Origin of the sequence: Gordonia lacunae, assembly GCF_002149015.1 — a bacterium.
In the GTDB taxonomy this organism is placed as follows: Bacteria; Actinomycetota; Actinomycetes; order Mycobacteriales; family Mycobacteriaceae; genus Gordonia; species Gordonia lacunae.
In genome coordinates this window covers 18,088-34,678 of record NZ_NGFO01000042.1, presented here as the reverse complement: position 1 = coordinate 34,678, position 16,591 = coordinate 18,088, and the positions used below count along the sequence as shown (strand labels likewise).

Genomic DNA, 16,591 nt, shown 5'->3' with positions numbered 1-16,591 from the left:
CTTGTGTACCCGCGAACGTACGCCCGATTTCGGCGGGCCGCAACGGATTAACTCGGTCAGGGGGTGGGCACCGGCGCCCCGGCCGGGCCGGTGGACGGGGACGGGGCCGGGGAGGGCGCGGAACTCGGCCCCGGCACCGGTTTCGCGTCGGGCGGTAGCGACTCCACGACCTCGATCTTCGAGCGGAACGTGTCGTCGGTGATGACCTCGATCGAGTTGATCATCCAGCGGTCGCCGTCATGTTTCATGTCGAAGGTCAGCCGCGACGGATTGATGCTCACGAGTTCCTTGTTGCCGCGGGTCACCGACTGGTTCATGAAGATCAGTACCTGCGAGGTGTCCGCGGTGTTGGTCACCACGCCCGCGTCCTGGATCGTCACCTCCGACACCACCGACTGCTTGCGCACCTCGGCGGCGAGATTGTTGTCGGTGATCAGCTTCGTGTACTCCGGCTTGGCCGGCCCGGTGAGCACACTCATCGACTGATCGATGTGCTCGGTGACGTTCTCGGCGTTGTAGCCGAACATCGTCGTCGCATAGTCGCGAGCCGCCGCCAGCGACGACGCCCGGGCATCCTCGACGACGCGCCCCTGGGTGAAACGGAACCCGAGAAACGCCGTCACCACGATCGCGGCGACCAGCACCACACCGAGCGCGATCAGCCCCAGACGCCCCCTGCTCATCGCGAACCGCGAACGCGCGGCGCCCGGGGTCGGCGCGGATCCGGACGCCATCACGCGACCCACTCGAAGTCGGTCATCTTGAGGTCGCCGTTGATGCGCGTCATGTCCACGCGCCACCGGAACACCTTCTCCTGCGACGGCACCTCGCCGTCGAGAGATCGCTGGTGCCAGCCGAAGACCATGATGACCGAGCCCTCGTCGGGTTCGGCCTTGGTGACCGCGGAACTGAGGATCAGCGACCGGGTTTCCAGCTTGCCGTCGCGGACCAGGGCGGCGACCTGCTGGATGTTGTTCTCCACCTCTTGCTTGACCTTGCCGCTCGTGTCCTCCTGCACCGACCTCAGCGTCTGGTCGACGGTGTCGGGGCTCATGCTGGTGAGGTTCACGAGGACCTGCGACGCGAACGCCGAGTACTCGGCGCGCAGGTCGTCGGTACGGTCCTGGCGCGCGATGCCGAGGGCGAACACCACCGAGGCGACGGCGCACACGACGATGACCACGAGCGCCACCACGACGCCCACGATCGTCCGCGGCGAGCGTCGGCCGGATCCGCGGTAGCGGATGCGGCGCTTGCCCTTCGGTGCCTGCGCGGGCGACGTGGCCGCGGCCGTCCGGACGCGGCGACGCTCGCGGTAACTGACCGTCTTCTCGACCTCGGACGGGTCGGGCGCGATCAACTGCTCCGCGCCGGCACCCGACTCCGCGCCGGGACTGTCGTCCGGCTTGGTGAGAGACACGGACGACGCCGTGCCCGGCGTGACATCGTCGGTTCGGGCCGACGACTCGTCGGTGGACCCGCCCGTCTGTGCAGGAACGTCGAGGGCGGGGGTCGATGCGGCCCGCGTCGACGGCTTCTTCCCGGCTGGACGCCCCCGCCGGATCGGCGCCGACCGCACGGGCCGCTTCACATTCCGGCGGTCACCCGTTCCGGCGCGCTCCGTGCCCGTCCGATCCGCGCCCGTGCGCTCCGTGCTCGTGCGACCCGGGGAGGTCGTGCCGGGACCGTCCGGCGTCACGGGGCGACCGTCCCGCTGATCATCGTCTGCCATGTACTGCTCTGTCCCTGCTCATTGCTGCCGGCCCCGGCGTTGTAGGTCTTGCCGTCGGGTCCGATGAAGTTGCCCGAGTCCGGGTCGTATGTCGTCGCGTACACCGCGGGCTCGGCGTCGAAGTCCTTCGGTGTGCCCGGTGTCACGGTACCGGAGGACGCCGGTTGCCATTTCAGCCCGAACGGCAGCCCACTCTGGAAGGGATCGACCGAACCCGGCTTCGGTACGAAACCGGTCGCGCACTCCGCAGGAGTGGGTGCGCGACGTCCCGGGAACTCCGCGCACGGGTAGTTGCGCGCGCCGCGGACGGCGATGTTGGAGTTCTGCGGCACGCGGCACAGCATGCCCGGTGGCAGCTCACGGGCGGTCTGCTCCGAGGGCCACCGCCAGTCCTCCTTGGGGAGGAAACCGATGTTGCACGGCGGCCGATCCTGGAAACCGAGCGAGAAGTTGACGTTGGGACCGAACCGGTTGGTGCCGGTGTTCAGGGCCGTGATCAACGAACTGACCAGTCGCGGATAGAGAACGAGCACCTGCTTCCAGTTCGGTAGGTACACCACCTGGGTCTTGGCGATGGTGCCCAGATTCGAGACCAGCAGCGGGTACGACGCACCGAGGGATTCGAAGAGTTCCTGACTCTTCGAGGCGGTCGCCGGCCCCTTGCGCAGGATGTCGCCGATCTCGGGCCGGTTCGCGCGCAGCTGATCGGTGAACGCCGTGACGTCCCGCGTCCAGGAGCGGATGGCATCGGCCGTACGTGACTGGGTGGCCAGCAGCGGGGCACCCTGCTCGACCAGCTTGATGGTCGTGTCGGTGTTCTTGTTCGCCTCGTCGACGAACAGGACCATCGAGTCGAGCAGTCGCTGGAGCGCCTCGCCGGTGCCGTTGAACGCGACGAAGGCCTCGTCCATGAGCGAACGCAGACGCGTGTCACCGATCTCGGCGAGCAACCGGTCGGCCTGGTCGAGCATCGCCGAGATCTCCACCGGCACCTGGTCGGTCGACACCGTGGCACCGTCCTGCAGGAATCCTCCGGACTCCCCTGCCTCCGGGTCCGGCGTGAACTCCACGAACTGCTCGCCGATCGCGGAGACGCTCCGCACCGACGCCGTCGACGATGCCGGGATCTCCGCGCTGTTCTCGATCGTCAGCACCGCTTCGACGCCGGTGTCGGTCAGCTGCACCGAGTCGACCTTGCCGACGTACACGCCGCGGTAGCTGACGTTCGCGTTCTGGTAGAGCCCACCGCTGGTGGGCAGCAGCAGCTGCACCTGGTAGCTGCCGACCCCGAACATCGACGGGATGCGGATGTAGAACAGCGCCATCACCACCATCGCGACCACGGTCACGATGGCGAAGATCATCAGCTGCATCCGGACGAATCGCGTGATCTTCATCAGCGGCCACCTCCCGCGGCCGGGACCGGCGTGACCGCGGGCACCCGCGGAATCATGTTCGCCGGAATCGGTTCGGCGGAGTCGGGCACCCGCTCGCCACCCGGTTGCAGGGGCGCGATGAACGGATTCAGTCCGCGCGCGGCGGCGCCGGCGGGCCGTCCGAAGACGCCCTCGGGGCCGGTGACACCAAGGCTGGCGAACATCGTCTTGCTCAGTCGTTCAACGGTGAGGTCGAGCACCAGATCGGAGTTCACGTAGTCACCCTTGACGATTCGTCGGATCGTCGGCTCGTAGAACGGGAAGGTCAGCAGGATGTTCAGCGACTGCGTCATCGCGGGACCTGCGGCCTGGAGCTGATCGAGGGCCGGTTCGATGCCCTCCACGATCGTCACGATGTTCTCGGAGTTGGCGTCGAGGATGTCGTTGGCGGTCTTCGACAATGTCGCGACCGAGCCCAGTGTGTCGAGGAACTGCTGACGCTGGTCGACGAGGAGCTGCAGGATCTGCGGGCTGTCGTCGAGCGCGCGTTCGATGGTCCCGGCCTGCTCGTTCATGGTGCGGGACAACCGGTCGAGTCCTTCGGTGGCCCGGATGATGTTGCCCTTCTGCGCATCCAGGTCGGCGACGAGTGTGTTCAGCCGCGGGATGAGCTTCTTGATCTGGTCCTCCCGGCCGCCGAAGACCTCGCTCATCTCGTGCACGATGTCACCGATCTGCGACAGACCACCGCCGTTGAGCACCACCGACAGCGAACTCAGCACCTGTTCGGTACTGGGGTAGGTGCACGCGGAGACCTGTTGCGCCGCATTGATGTCGGGCACGGCGGGCACCGACGGATCGGGCACGATGTTGGATTGCTCGGGGCACTTGGTGAGCGGGATCCGGTCACCCGGTTCGAGCCGGCCGCCCTCCGGTTCGGCCGGTTGCACGATCTCCAGGTGGGTCGAACCCAGCACACTGGTCAGCCCCACCATGACGTGCGACCCGCGCGGGACGATCACCCCGTCGTTGAGCCGGATGGTGACCAGTGCGTTCCAGTCCTCGACCTCGATGTCGCCGATGCTCCCGACGGTCGCGTCGTCGATGAGGACCGGGGCGTTGTTGACGAGTCCGGCCGCCGACGGGATCAGGGCGGTGATCTCGTAGGAACCACCACCGGTTCCCTCGGCGCCGGGGACCGGCAGCGAGTTGGGGCCGTCGAAGGAACATCCGGTCAGGATCAGGGCGAGGGACGCCGCGCCCGCGACCAGCCCGCCGCGCAGGCGTGCGGGCCTCATCGGTCACCTCCGAACGGGACAAGCAGATCCTCGAGCGGACTGCCCCGATTGTCACGCCGGGTCTCGTTGTCCAGCCGGGTGACGCCGGCGTTCGCCCGGGCACGGACACTCGCGTTCTGGTATTGGAGCTGGCTCGGCGTCGCATTGCGACCCTGCACCGGATTCGTCAGGAACGGCGGGTAGTTCATCGAGATCGACGACAGGACGGGCGCGAGGATCTCCACGCACTTGTCGACGTCGGCCATCGTGGTCCCGGGTCGTTTGGTCGATTCCATCGCGCCGCACAGCAGCGTGATCAGGTTGGTGCCGTTGCCCAGACCGAACACACCCGAGAGCGAACCCGACAGCGGGTTGTAGATGTTGTAGAAGTTCGCGAGCTGGTTGGGCGCCGAATGCAACACGCCGCGCACCTGATCGTCCTTGTCGGCCACGATCTTCGTACTCGCGGCCAGACGCTCCACCGACGACGACAGCGCTGTCTTGTTGGTGTCGATGAAGGTCTGGACGTCGGTCATCGCCGCGTCGAGACCCTTGAGCGCCTCATCGAGTTCCGTCGTGTTGTCCGCGAGCACCGAACTCACCGAGGCGATCCGGCCGTTGAACTGAACCAGCTGCTCGTGGCTGCCCGACAGGGCATCGGTGAGCTTCTGCAGGCTCTGGATGGTGGCGAACAGGTCGCCGCTACCGGCCGCAAGGGTGCCGATGACATCGGACACCTCGCGGATCGACGCGTTGATCGCCTTCCCGTTGCCCTCGAGGTTCTCGTCGAAGACGTTGACCGCCTTCGCCGCCGAACCCGGATCGGCCCCCTCCGGCCCGATGGCCTCGGTGAGCCGCGTGAGCTGGGCCTTGATGTCGTCCCACTCCATCGGCACCGCGGTGCGGTCCATCGGGATGTCGGCACCGTCGGACATCTGTGGCCCGCCCGAGTAGACCGGTGTCAGCTGCACGAACCGGCCCGACACCAGACTCTGCGCGACGATGACGGCTTTCGCGTCCTGCGGGATGTCGACGCTCTTGTCCACGCGCAGTTCGACTTTCACGTCGTTCTCGCGCGGGGTGATCGCGGAGACGCTGCCGATGTTCACACCGAGCACCCGCACCGGGTCGCCCTTGTAGAGACTGGCGACACCGGCGAAATAGGCGGTGAAGGTGTTCGTCGTGGATTTGGTGAACACCTTCCAGCCCACGAGGATCAGAGCGATCGCGAGAACCACGGCGAGCACGCCGAAGAGCACCTTGCGCCCGATGGTCATCCGTCCGACGGTCATGTCACCTCCCCCTCGTGGTCGGCGCGGGCGTGGGATAGGTCGGGGTCGGCAGGGGTCCGCGCGGTGGATCGCTCCCGACCGGCGGGCCCTGGCTCCATGCCTGCGGCAACAGGGGGAAGCCCGAGTACTGCAACGACTGCCACAGCTGCGGATAGCGGCCGCGCAGGGCGTTCAGGAAGATCGCGGTGTAATCGCCGAACGTGTTGAGCCCGACCAGAGAATCGAAGTTCGGACCCGACGCCACTGCCTCGCCGAGTGTGTTGGCGAACGGTCCCAGCCGGTCGATCGTCTCCTTCAGTTCCTTCTCCTGATCGGTGAGGATCGTCGCGACACGGTCGAACTTCTGCAGGACCGGCGTCAGCTGGGCGTTGTTCTCGGCGATGAAGCCACGCAATTGTGTTGTGACGTCCCCGATCCCCTTGATCAGCTGGTTGAGCGCGTAGCGCCGCATCTCGATCTCCCCGACGAGCGCGTTGGCGTCGACGAGCAACCGGTTGATCTGCTCGTTGCGATCGCCGACGATCTTGCTGACCTGGTTGGCCTTGGCCAGCAGCGCTCGCAACTCGTTGTCGCGGTCGGCGACTGCCTTCGACAACCGGGCCACACCGTTGACCGCCCCCTGGACCTGATCCGGCGTCTCGGAGAAGGTGACCGTCAGGGTGTTGAGGGCCTCGTTGAGTTGCTCGGTGTCGGTGTCGGCGACGGTGTCGGTCGCACCTTCGAGAGCGTCCTGCAGCGAATACGGCGAGATCGTGTTGCCGACCGGGATCGAACCGCCGGGCTTGATCCGGTCTCCGCCGTGCGGGATGACGGTGAGATTGCGTCGGCCGAGCACGGTCTCGGTCCGGATCGCGGCCTGGGAGTCCGCGCCCATCTCGACGGTGTCGTCCATGCGGAAGCCGACCTTGACCTTGGTCCCGGCGTCGGTGCCGGCCAGCGCGATCGACTCGACCGTGCCGACCTGGACGCCGGACACGGAGACGATGTCGCCCTTGGTGAGCCCGCCGGCATCGTCGAAGTAGGCGGTGTAGGTGCTGATCGGCGAGATGTAGGGCAACTTGTCCATCTGCATCGCGGTGATGACCACCAGCCCGATCACGACGATGCCGATGACGCCGACCTGCGCGCGACTGCGCTGCCCGCGCTTCTCCTCGCGGGCGACATCGGCCTCGTCGGATTCGGCTCTACGGCTGGCGAACATGCCGCCGAACGGAAGACTCATGAGCCGTCACACCTTCCGCCGGCCGTCGTGGTGTTACCCATCACGTTGTTCGACGTGTACAGGATGGTCTGACCGCCGGGTGCCGGCAGCAGCAGGCGGATGCGGCAGAAGTAGATCTGCAGCCAGGCACCGTAGGAGCCGAGGTTCGACAGCGTCTTGTAGTCCTCGGGGAGTCGCGAGATCAGATTGCGGACAAACGGTTCCGCGGCCAGCAATTCCTCCGAGACCCGTCCGGTGTTGGTCACCATCGACTGCAGGGTCGGCCGGGTCGTGGCCAGCAGGTCGGCGAGGCCGTTGGTGACCCGCGAGGTCTGCGTCAGCGCGTTGCCCACGGTGCTCTTCTGTTCGGCGAGCCCGGTGACGAGTTGCTGCAGGAGGTCGACGCTGGTGTCGAGGCCTTCCCGGTCGCCGTCGAGTGTGGCGAGGGTCGTGTTGAGGTTGTTGATGACGTCGCCGATCAACTGGTCGCGGTCGGCCAGCGAGTCGGTGAACGACGCGGTGTTGCCCAGCAACGTGTTCAACGCGCCGCCCTGTCCCTGGAAGACGGCGATCAGCGAACTGGTCAGCGCGTTGGCGTCGTCGGCGTCCAGGGTCCGGAACAGCGGTTTGAACCCACCGACCAGCTTGTCGAGATCGAGCGCGGGCTCGGTCTGTCCGACCGGGATCTGCGCCCCGTCCGCGAGGAAGGTCGACGTGTTGCCGGTCCCCTGCTGCAACTCCAGATACCGGTCACCGGTGAGGTTCTCGTATCGGATCAGCGCGTGGACCGACTCCGGCAGCGGATACTGCTGGTCGACACTGAAGGTGATGACGGCATCGTTGTCGCGGTTCAGTTCGACGTCACCGACCGACCCGACCTCGACGCCGGCGATCTTGACCTTGCTTCCCGACTTCATCGCCGAGGCGCTGGTGAAAACGGCGCTGTACTCGTTCGACGCGCCGGACCGATAGCGGCTGAAGACGACGACCAGCGCGACGAACACCAGGACCATCACCACGGTGAAGGCACCCAGTTTGATCAGGGTCGCGCGGAACGCGCGAGCGCGGTTATCCACGGGGCGGTTCTCCGAACAGGATCTGGAACAGCTTCTGCGAGTTCGCCTTCGGCTTGGTCCTGGGCTGGTAGGGCTGCGGTGCGTTGTCGCCGACGTAGAACGGTGCCGGCACCTTGGTCGCGGGATCGCTGAGCCCGCCCTGGCACGTCGGCGGTCCCTCGACCCCGACCCGCGGCAGGTCGTAGGGATAGGCGTAGGGATCCTTGCCGGGCAGCAGACCGGCGTCGAGCATCAGCATGCCGTTGCGTTCACCGAGGAACGGCGCCGCCACCTCGGACGCGATCGCGCTGGCGGTGAGGAAGCACTTGATCCCAGGGGCGTTGTAACCCAGCAGCGCGGCGATGGGATCGAGGTCCGACAGCGCACCGATGAGCGTCTTCTTCGACGGCGCGATGACCCCGTCGATGGTGTTCGCCATCCCGGTCGCGTTGATGAGCAGCGCGTCGAGGTTGGACGTGTTGTCGACCAACGTGTTCCCCACGACGGTGAAGTTGTCGACGGTGCGCAGCAGATCGGGCATCGAGTCCGCGTAGACGTTGGTGACGGTCGCGCCTTCCCGGAACAACCGGTTGAGGGCGGGCAGATGCGGGTTGGTCTTGCCGAGCAGCGTGGTCAGCTGCTCGAGGGCGCCGCCGATCTCCTCGCCCTGCCCCTGCAGCGCCGTGTTGATCGCACCGAGGGTGGCGTTGAGTTTCTCCGGCTGCAGCTGGGCGAGCACCGAGACGAGTTGCTGATACACCGTGTTCAGCTCGACGACCACCCGGTCGGCGGGGATCTCCGCTCCCGCGGTGAGCGTTCCCTCCGGCTCGCCGGGCACGACGAAGTTGACCGCCTTGGCGCCGAAGATGGTGTTCGACTTGATGTCCGCGGCCACGTTGGCCGGGATCTTCGCCATGTCGCCGTCGGCGATGTCGAGGGTGAGGATCGCGTCGCCACCACGCTCGGAGATCTCGGCGACCCGCCCCACCTCGACGCCGCGCAGCTTCACCTTGGCGTCGGGGTTCATCACCAGTCCGGCCCGGGGCGCGACCAGGGTCACCTGCTGGGTGCCCTTGAAGGCACCGAGGAACGATGCGCTGGCCCCGATGATCAACGCCAGCAACACCGCGACCATGACGACCGCCGCCGTTCGGCGGGTGGCCCGTGAACGCTCTTGCCTCTTGCTCATGACTCAGCCCGCCAGGTTGAACTTGCCATCGGCGCCGTAGATGGCGAGAGAGGTCAACAGTGTGATCACGACCACAACAACGAGCGATGCGCGGACCGCGTTCCCGACGGCGACACCGACGCCGACCGGTCCGCCCGAGGCGTTGTAGCCGTAATAGGTGTGGATCAGCATGACCGCGACCGCCATGCAGATCGCCTGCACGAACGACCACAGGATGTCCGACGGGATGAGGAACGTGTCGAAGTAGTGGTCGTAGACGCCCGGCGACTGCCCGTACAGGAAGACCGTCGCCGACCGGCTCGCCAGGAACGATGCCAACGACGCCAGCGCGTAGAGCGGGATGATCGCGATCAGGCCGGCGATGATCCGCGTGGACACCAGGTACGGGATGGACGAGATCGCCATCGTCTCCAGCGCGTCGATCTCCTCCGAGACCCGCATGGCACCGAGCTGCGCGGTCGCGCCGGCGCCGATGGTCGCGGCGAGCGCGATACCGGAGATCACCGGGACGGCGATACGCACGTTGATGAACGCCGAGAAGAATCCGGTGAGCGCCTCGACGCCGATGTTGGCCAGCGAACTGTACCCCTGCACCGCGATCGTGCCGCCGGTGAACAGCGTCAGGAATCCGACGACCACGACGGTGCCGCCGATCATCGCCAGCGCGCCCGTGCCCATGGAGATCTCGGCGATGAGCCGCAGCGTCTCCTTCTTGTAGTGCTTGATCGCGCGCGGGATCGACACGACGCTGTCCCAGTAGAACAGGGCCTGATCGCCGATCTGATCCCAGTCCTCGCCGGCCCTCTTGACCGCGACGCGCGCGGTCCGGAACCGGGTGGTGAACGGAAGTACCATCGCTCAGCCCGCCGTTGCCTTGAGACCGACGGCGGTGACGACGACGTTGACGACGAACAGCGCCATGAACGAGTACACGACGGTCTCGTTCACGGCATCGCCGACGCCCTTCGCGCCACCCTTGACGTTGAGCCCCTGATAACAACCGACCATCCCGGCGAACAAGCCGAACAGCGCGGCCTTCACCATCGAGATCATCAGCTCGCCGAAGCCGGTGAGCAGGGTCAGGTTGGCCACGAACGCACCGGGATTCACGTCCTGGAGGTAGACGGAGAAGATGAAGCCGCCGCCGATGCCGATGGTGCAGACGAGACTGTTGAGGAGAAGGGCCACCCCGGTGGAGGCCACGATGCGCGGCACCACCAGACGGTGGATCGGGTTGATGCCGAGCACCTTCATCGCGTCGATCTCTTCGCGGATGGTCCGGGCGCCGAGATCGGCGCAGATCGCGGTGGCGCCCGCCCCGGCGACGATCAGCACGGTGACGATCGGACCGATCTGGGTGACCGTGCCGAGGGCGGCACCCGCACCCGACAGGTCCTGCGCACCGATCTCACGCAACAGGATGTTCAGCGTGAAGCTGACGAGAACCGTGAACGGGATGGCGACCAGAAGAGTCGGGACCATCGACACGCGGGCGATCGCCCAGGACTGTTCGACGGTCTCCCGCCACTGGAACGGACGGTGGAACAACTCGCGCGTCGACTCGACCCCGAGCGCTACGAAATCCCCGATCCCGCTCAAGGGTGTGGCCAGTTTGCTCAGCACCGCCAGCCCCCCTTCACCCTCGCACCATCGCGAAACCTATCACGCAGAATCCAGACGAATTGGTCAGTTGACCAGAGCGCTTGCCGAGAATGTGCGTCCCGGATCGCGGTCGGCGAAGTGACCCGTCAGGGTCTTCGCGAGGTCCTCCGCGGACCACGCGTCACCCTCGGCGACGAAGACCTCGTCGACCGTGGGCGCGGCCATCAGGGTGACCTTGGGGCCGTAGACGACGAACACCTGACCGGTGACCGCGTCGGAGTCGGGACCGGCGAGGTAGGACACCAGCCGCACGACGTGTTCGGGGTCGAGGGGATCCACCCCGTCGGTGGGGGCGTCACCGAACACCGAGGCGGTCATCGCCGTCCGGGCCCGCGGGCAGATCGCGTTGGCGCGCACGCCGTATCGCTTGAGGGCGCGAGAGGCCGACAGGGTCAGCGCGGTGATGCCCGCCTTCGCCGCCCCGTAGTTGGCCTGCCCCTCGGGACCGAGCAGACCGGCCTCCGACGCGGTGTTGATGATCCGGCCGTAGACCGGGCCGCCCGCCTCTTTCGACGCCGCGCGCCAGTGCGACGCGGCGTTGCGGGTCAGCAGGAAATGACCGCGCAGATGGACGCGGATCACCAGGTCCCACTCGTCGTCGGTCATGTTGAACAGCATCTTGTCGCGCACCACGCCCGCGTTGTTCAGGACGATGTCGAGCGAGCCGAGTTGTTCGGTCGCCGCCGTCATGATGGCGGCGGCGGTGGCCGAGTCGCCGATGTCGCCGGGCACCGCGACGGCGCGACCGCCGGCGGTCGTGATCGTGTCGATCACGTCGCTCTGCTCGAGCGCCGCGGGGAGGTCGTTCACGACGACCGCGGCCCCCTCCGCGGCCAATCCGATGGCCTCCGCACGACCGAGACCTGCACCTGCACCGGTGACGACCGCGGCGCGACCGTCCAACGAGTAACCCACCCGACATCCTCCTGAGCTAAAACTAGAACCTGTTCTAGCATGATTCACGATCGGATGGAACCGAACCGCATTTTCGCCCGGCTCAGTCCTCTACCACCGACAGCGCCGACTTCGGGCAGTTGGCGGCGACCTGACGAAGTTCCTCGACGCGGTCGGCGGGGATGTCCTCCTGAAGAATCACCAGGTAGTCGTTGTCATCCAGGTCGAAGAAGTCCGGTGCCATCCCGACACAGATGGCGTTGGACTCGCAGAGGTCGAAATCTGCCTTGATACGCATCGGAACCGTCTCCTCATCGATGGGTCACCTGTTGACTGGGCTGTGAGAACAGGTTAGAACGTGTTTCAGAAGTGCACGAGCACTTCGCCTGTCAACTTGACCATAAGCCGGGACCGGACGCTAGCCGATCCACCCCTTGGAGTGTCGATGCGCATCGCTTATACCGACCAACAAGCCGAGCTCCGCAGGGAACTCCGCGACTACTTCTCCGGCCTCATGACCGAGGATCGTCGTGCCGCCCTGTCCGGCGGCGACGGCGAACTCGGCGAGGGCGACGCCTACCGCGACGTCGTCGCCCAGATGGGCGCCGACGGCTGGCTCGCACTGGGCTGGCCCACCGAGTTCGGCGGCCAGAACCGGTCGATGATGGACCAGCTGATCTTCACCGACGAGGCAGCGATCGCGGGCGCGCCCGTTCCGTTCCTCACCATCAACTCGGTGGCGCCGACGATCATGAACTACGGGTCCGACGAGCAGAAGGCGTACTTCCTGCCGCGCATCGCGGCGGGCAAGCTGCACTTCTCGATCGGGTACTCCGAACCCGGCGCCGGCACCGATCTCGCGGCCCTGCGGACCACCGCGGTGCGCGACGGCGACGACTACGTCATCAACGGCCAGAAGATGTGGACGAGCCTGGTCGCCTACGCCGACTACATCTGGCTGGCCTGCCGCACCGATCCGTCGACGCTGGAACCCGGCGGCAAGAAGCACAAGGGCATCTCCATGCTCATCGTGCCCACCACCGCCGAAGGCTTCAGTTACACACCGGTGCACACCATGTCGGGAGTCGACACCAGCGCGACCTACTACCAGGACGTCCGGGTACCCACGTCGTCGATCGTCGGCGAGGAGGGCGGCGGGTGGCCGCTGGTCACCAACCAGCTCAACCACGAGCGCGTCGCGCTGTGCAGCGCGGCGCCGATCCAGACCGCCCTGCGCGAGACGGTCGCGTGGGCACAGCAGACCAAGACCGGTGACGGCCACCGGGTGATCGACGCCCCCTGGGTGCAGCAGAACCTGGCACGCGTCCACGCCAAGGTGGAGTTCCTCAAGCTCATCAACTGGAAGATCGCCTCGGTCGCCAGCTCCGGCGGATCGCCGAGTCCGGCGGACGCGTCCGCGACGAAGGTCTACGGCACCGAGTTCGCCACCGAGGCCTACCGTCTGCTGATGGAGGTCGTCGGCCCCGCCGCGACGCTGCGGACCGGCAGCACCGGGGCGCACCTTAACGGACGCCTCGAACGGTTCCAGCGCACGTCGCTCATCCTCACGTTCGGAGGCGGCACCAACGAGATCCAGCGGGACATCATCGCGATGCTCGCGCTCGGCCTCCCGCACCAGCGTCGCTGATCCCCACCGAAAAGGGTTCCCACCATGGATTTCTCACTTCCCGAATCCGGCGCCGACGTCCGCGGGCTGGCCCGCGACATCGCGACGTCGATCAGCACTCCCGAGCGGGTCGCCGACCTCGAGGGCTCGCGGGCCGCGCTCGACGCCGACCTGTGGCGTGCACTCGGCGCCGCCGGACTCCTGGGCCTCGAGCTGTCCTCCGAGGCCGCCGGGGACGCCGGTGGCGATCTCGGTGTCGTCGAGAACGCGCTCGTCGCCACCGAACTCGGCCGGGTACTGGCCCGCGTACCGTTCGGACCCCACGCGATCGCCGCGTTGCCGGTGATCTCCGCCCACGGTTCGACGCAGCTCCGCGACCGGGTCCTCGCCGCCGGCGCCACCGGCGATTCGGTGCTCACCGTCGCCGTCGAGGAAGACCTGGCCACCGATCTCGGCTCCCCCACGACGACGTTCTCGACGGAGGGAACGCTGACCGGGGTCAAGGTCGACGTGCCCTACGCCGAGGCCGCGGACATGTTCGTGGTCACCGCATCCGGACCCGACGGTCTCGTCGCGGTGGTCGTGGCGGCCGACGCCCCGGGCGTCGTCGTCACCCCCACCCCGTCCACCGGGCTCATCCCATCGGCGCAGGTCGAATTCGACGGCGCGCCGATCGCCGACGACGCTGTTCTCGGCGGCGGCGCGGACACCGCCGCGACGCTCGTCGCCCGCGCGACCCTGGCGTGTTGCGCCGAACAGACCGGCATCGTCGAACGCGGACTCGAACTCACCGCCGAATATGCCCGCGAACGTGAGCAGTTCGGCCGCGCCATCGGCTCGTTCCAGGCCGTCGCCCAGCGCCTCGCCGACGGATACATCGACGCCCAGGGACTCGCCCTCACGACGACGCAGGCGGCCTGGCTGCTCGATCACTCGAACGGCAACACCCCGGAGCTGCACAACGCGATCGCGACGGCCAAGTTCTGGGCCGCCGAGGCCGGCCACCGGGTGGCCCACACGGCCGTGCACGTCCACGGTGGGGTCGGCCTCGACACCAGCCACCCGGTGCATCGATACTTCCTGCGCGCCAAGCACAACGAGTTCGCATTCGGCTCGGCCACCACTTCGGTGCGTGTCATCGGAGCCGAACTGGCCGCCACACCGGCGTGAACCGACCGATCGCGGCGACGCGCGCCTCGACGGTCGCCGACCTCCTCGCGCCGCTGACCGGGGTCGACGACCGCGGGGTCTGGTTCGAGGGCACATTCCGTTCGTGGGCAGATCATCTCGCCGACGCGGCGCTACGGGCCGGGGTGGTGCGGAGCCGGTTGTCGGCGGACCGCCCACCCCACGTGGGCGTCCTGCTCGCCAACACCCCGGAGTTCAGCGCACTCTTCGCGGCGGCGGCGCGCCACGGGTTCGTTCTCGTCGGCCTGAACACCACCCGCCGCGGCGACGCGCTCGCCGCCGACATCGCCCGTGGTGATTGCCAGATCGTGCTGTGCGGCGTCGACACCCGGCACCTGCTCGACGGCCTCGACCTCGGCGGAACCCGAGTCGTCGATGTCGACTCGCCCGACTGGGCGGCCGCGGTGGCCGCCGGCGAGTCTGCGCCCCTCGCTGATCCGGCACCGGACGACCTCATGATGCTGATCTTCACCTCGGGGACGACGGGAGATCCGAAGGCGGTGCGGTGTACACATCGGACCTTCGCAACCAGCGGCCCGATGCTCGCCGAGCGCTTCGGTCTCGGCCCGGACGACGTCGCCTATCTGTCGATGCCGATGTTCCACTCCAACGCGATGATCGCCGGGTGGTGCGTCGCGGTGGCCGGCGGGGCGTCGATCGCGTTGCGGCGCAGCTTCTCCGCCCGCGGGTTCGTCGAGGACGTCCACCGGTACGGCGTGACGTATGCCAACTATGTCGGCAAACCGATGAACTACATCCTCGCCACCGAGCCGCACTCCGACGACGCCACGAGTTCGTTACGGGTGATGTACGGCAACGAGGCATCGGCCCGCGACCGGCGCCGGTTCGCCGAGCGCTTCGGGTGCCGCGTCGTCGACGGTTTCGGTTCCACCGAGGGCGGGGTGGCCATCACCCGCACTCCGGAGACGCCCGACGACGCCCTCGGCCCACTGCGTGAGCCGACCGCGGTCGTCGACGTCGAGACCGGCCGGCCCGTTCCGACCGGGGTGGTCGGTGAGATCGTGAACTCCTCGGGCCCCGGTCTTTTCGCCGGCTACTACAACGATCCGGGGGCGACCGCCGAACGCATGCGCGGCGGGATCTACCACACCGGCGACCTCGCCTGGGTCGACGACGCGGGGTACCTGCACTTCGCCGGGCGCCTCGGCGACTGGCTGCGGGTCGACGGTGAGAACATCGGCACCGGACCCATCGAACGAATCCTGCTGCGCCACCCGGCCATCCGGCAGGTCGCTGTACATGGCGTACCGGTGGAGATCGGCGACGAGATCGAGGCGGTTCTCGTCGCCGACGAACTCACGGCCGACGAGTTCGGCGAGTTCCTCTGCGCACAGGACGATCTCGGTCCGAAGCAATGGCCACACCGGGTGCGGATCGTCGACGCACTACCCGAGACAGCGACCTTCAAGACGGTCAAGCGACTGCTGGCCGCCGACTCGACCCCGCCCACGTGGCATCGCGACGGCCGGGCCTACCGAACCGAGACGTAGTTTTTCGGGCGATCCGTATGACCTTGCGCCCGGTTTCCGGGCACGACGTCATACGGATCTTCTGACCTCCCTGTGGACAGCGTTCTCCGGTTGCGATCATCACGCACTACGTTGACAGCGCCCAGTTCCGATAGCGCGGACCGTGCTAGCTTCTACGCACACTCTCGGGGGGAGACATGTCAGATCTGACCGTAGATCCGGCGGCGCTGGTCACAGCCGCCATGGAGATCGAGCAGTGCGCTTCGAACATCGGGGGGTTGAACCTCAGTGCAGGACTGGGGACCACCTATGCGAGCCAGACGTTCGGTGGGCTCGCCGGCTCCTTCCGAGGCGCGACCGACGACATGAGCGAGATCGCGAGCTCCGGTGATTCGCAGATCAAGACGTCGATGTCGAATGCTTCGAAGGCCATCTCCGCTTTTGCTGAATTGGTGATCAACGCCCGCGACACCACCGTCGACACTGATCAATCCGGAGCGAACCGAATCTCGAGCGCAATCGCCTTCCCTTCGAGGATCGGCCCACCGACGGACCATCCGGTCCCGCTCGAAATTCTCCTGGACATTACGGCAATGGGGCCGCGCTAG

The 16,591-nt window shown here is 67.1% G+C and carries 16 protein-coding genes; 4 read left to right on the top strand and 12 right to left on the bottom strand.

The window, feature by feature from the left end; translation table 11 throughout:
- Positions 1 to 56 precede the first annotated feature (56 nt).
- From CA982_RS23880 to CA982_RS23825, 12 genes are all read right to left on the bottom strand, one after another.
- Positions 57 to 734, bottom strand: coding sequence for a hypothetical protein (locus CA982_RS23880; protein WP_208618081.1), 678 nt, complete (start codon positions 732 to 734; stop codon positions 57 to 59).
- On the bottom strand, positions 734 to 1,699 hold the full coding sequence (locus CA982_RS23875) for a hypothetical protein (protein WP_086537614.1): 966 nt from the start codon (positions 1,697 to 1,699) through the stop codon (positions 734 to 736). Before CA982_RS23875 ends, CA982_RS23880 begins: the two co-directional genes overlap by 1 nt.
- A complete protein-coding gene (locus tag CA982_RS23870) occupies positions 1,696 to 3,129 on the bottom strand; it encodes an MCE family protein (RefSeq protein WP_086537613.1) in 1,434 nt (477 codons plus the stop codon). The genes CA982_RS23875 and CA982_RS23870 overlap by 4 nt, the downstream gene beginning before the upstream one ends.
- Positions 3,129 to 4,406: an MCE family protein gene (locus CA982_RS23865; protein ID WP_086537612.1), complete on the bottom strand. Its 1,278-nt coding sequence runs from the start codon at positions 4,404 to 4,406 to the stop codon at positions 3,129 to 3,131. The genes CA982_RS23870 and CA982_RS23865 overlap by 1 nt, the downstream gene beginning before the upstream one ends.
- Complete coding sequence (locus CA982_RS23860) at positions 4,403 to 5,677, bottom strand: MCE family protein (RefSeq protein WP_086537611.1); 1,275 nt, start codon at positions 5,675 to 5,677, stop codon at positions 4,403 to 4,405. The genes CA982_RS23865 and CA982_RS23860 overlap by 4 nt, the downstream gene beginning before the upstream one ends.
- Before the next feature lies 1 nt (position 5,678).
- Positions 5,679 to 6,899, bottom strand: coding sequence for an MCE family protein (locus CA982_RS23855; protein ID WP_086537610.1), 1,221 nt, complete (start codon positions 6,897 to 6,899; stop codon positions 5,679 to 5,681).
- Positions 6,896 to 7,954, bottom strand: a complete 1,059-nt coding sequence (locus tag CA982_RS23850) for an MCE family protein (protein WP_086537609.1) — start codon at positions 7,952 to 7,954, stop codon at positions 6,896 to 6,898. The genes CA982_RS23855 and CA982_RS23850 overlap by 4 nt, the downstream gene beginning before the upstream one ends.
- Positions 7,947 to 9,068: an MCE family protein gene (locus CA982_RS23845; protein WP_086537608.1), complete on the bottom strand. Its 1,122-nt coding sequence runs from the start codon at positions 9,066 to 9,068 to the stop codon at positions 7,947 to 7,949. The genes CA982_RS23850 and CA982_RS23845 overlap by 8 nt, the downstream gene beginning before the upstream one ends.
- 57 nt (positions 9,069 to 9,125) lie before the next feature.
- On the bottom strand, positions 9,126 to 9,977 hold the full coding sequence (locus tag CA982_RS23840; RefSeq protein WP_004022039.1) for an MlaE family ABC transporter permease: 852 nt from the start codon (positions 9,975 to 9,977) through the stop codon (positions 9,126 to 9,128).
- A gap of 3 nt (positions 9,978 to 9,980) precedes the next feature.
- Positions 9,981 to 10,745 carry an MlaE family ABC transporter permease gene (locus CA982_RS23835; protein ID WP_004022041.1) on the bottom strand — a complete coding sequence of 255 codons (765 nt, stop codon included), beginning with the start codon at positions 10,743 to 10,745 and terminating at the stop codon, positions 9,981 to 9,983.
- A gap of 63 nt (positions 10,746 to 10,808) precedes the next feature.
- Complete coding sequence (locus CA982_RS23830; protein ID WP_086537607.1) at positions 10,809 to 11,699, bottom strand: 3-oxoacyl-ACP reductase; 891 nt, start codon at positions 11,697 to 11,699, stop codon at positions 10,809 to 10,811.
- Positions 11,700 to 11,781: 82 nt separating this feature from the next.
- Positions 11,782 to 11,976, bottom strand: a complete 195-nt coding sequence (locus CA982_RS23825; protein WP_004022043.1) for a ferredoxin — start codon at positions 11,974 to 11,976, stop codon at positions 11,782 to 11,784.
- A 147-nt stretch (positions 11,977 to 12,123) separates the two neighbouring features.
- Here CA982_RS23825 and CA982_RS23820 point away from each other — a divergent pair, with 147 nt between their 5' ends.
- The 4 genes from CA982_RS23820 (at position 12,124) to CA982_RS23805 (ending at position 16,591) form a co-directional block, all read left to right on the top strand.
- Positions 12,124 to 13,326, top strand: coding sequence for an acyl-CoA dehydrogenase family protein (locus tag CA982_RS23820; RefSeq protein ID WP_086537618.1), 1,203 nt, complete (start codon positions 12,124 to 12,126; stop codon positions 13,324 to 13,326).
- A gap of 24 nt (positions 13,327 to 13,350) precedes the next feature.
- On the top strand, positions 13,351 to 14,475 hold the full coding sequence (locus CA982_RS23815; protein ID WP_086537606.1) for an acyl-CoA dehydrogenase family protein: 1,125 nt from the start codon (positions 13,351 to 13,353) through the stop codon (positions 14,473 to 14,475).
- Positions 14,472 to 16,004 (top strand): long-chain-fatty-acid--CoA ligase, encoded by a 1,533-nt coding sequence (locus tag CA982_RS23810; RefSeq protein WP_086537605.1) that lies wholly within the window; start codon positions 14,472 to 14,474, stop codon positions 16,002 to 16,004. The genes CA982_RS23815 and CA982_RS23810 overlap by 4 nt, the downstream gene beginning before the upstream one ends.
- Before the next feature lie 176 nt (positions 16,005 to 16,180).
- Complete coding sequence (locus tag CA982_RS23805) at positions 16,181 to 16,591, top strand: hypothetical protein (RefSeq protein ID WP_086537604.1); 411 nt, start codon at positions 16,181 to 16,183, stop codon at positions 16,589 to 16,591.

Excerpts from the sequence above, each read along its gene's own strand:
- CA982_RS23880 (WP_208618081.1), bottom strand. The coding sequence starts at position 734 with ATGGCGTCCGGATCCGCGCCGACCCCGGGCGCCGCGCGTTCGCGGTTC.
- CA982_RS23870 (WP_086537613.1), bottom strand. The coding sequence starts at position 3,129 with ATGAAGATCACGCGATTCGTCCGGATGCAGCTGATGATCTTCGCCATC.
- CA982_RS23865 (WP_086537612.1), bottom strand. The coding sequence starts at position 4,406 with ATGAGGCCCGCACGCCTGCGCGGCGGGCTGGTCGCGGGCGCGGCGTCC.
- CA982_RS23860 (WP_086537611.1), bottom strand. The coding sequence starts at position 5,677 with ATGACCGTCGGACGGATGACCATCGGGCGCAAGGTGCTCTTCGGCGTG.
- CA982_RS23855 (WP_086537610.1), bottom strand. The coding sequence starts at position 6,899 with ATGAGTCTTCCGTTCGGCGGCATGTTCGCCAGCCGTAGAGCCGAATCC.
- CA982_RS23845 (WP_086537608.1), bottom strand. The coding sequence starts at position 9,068 with ATGGTCGCGGTGTTGCTGGCGTTGATCATCGGGGCCAGCGCATCGTTC.
- CA982_RS23840 (WP_004022039.1), bottom strand. The coding sequence starts at position 9,977 with ATGGTACTTCCGTTCACCACCCGGTTCCGGACCGCGCGCGTCGCGGTC.
- CA982_RS23825 (WP_004022043.1), bottom strand. The coding sequence starts at position 11,976 with ATGCGTATCAAGGCAGATTTCGACCTCTGCGAGTCCAACGCCATCTGT.
- CA982_RS23820 (WP_086537618.1), top strand. The coding sequence starts at position 12,124 with ATGCGCATCGCTTATACCGACCAACAAGCCGAGCTCCGCAGGGAACTC.
- CA982_RS23815 (WP_086537606.1), top strand. The coding sequence starts at position 13,351 with ATGGATTTCTCACTTCCCGAATCCGGCGCCGACGTCCGCGGGCTGGCC.
- CA982_RS23805 (WP_086537604.1), top strand. The coding sequence starts at position 16,181 with ATGTCAGATCTGACCGTAGATCCGGCGGCGCTGGTCACAGCCGCCATG.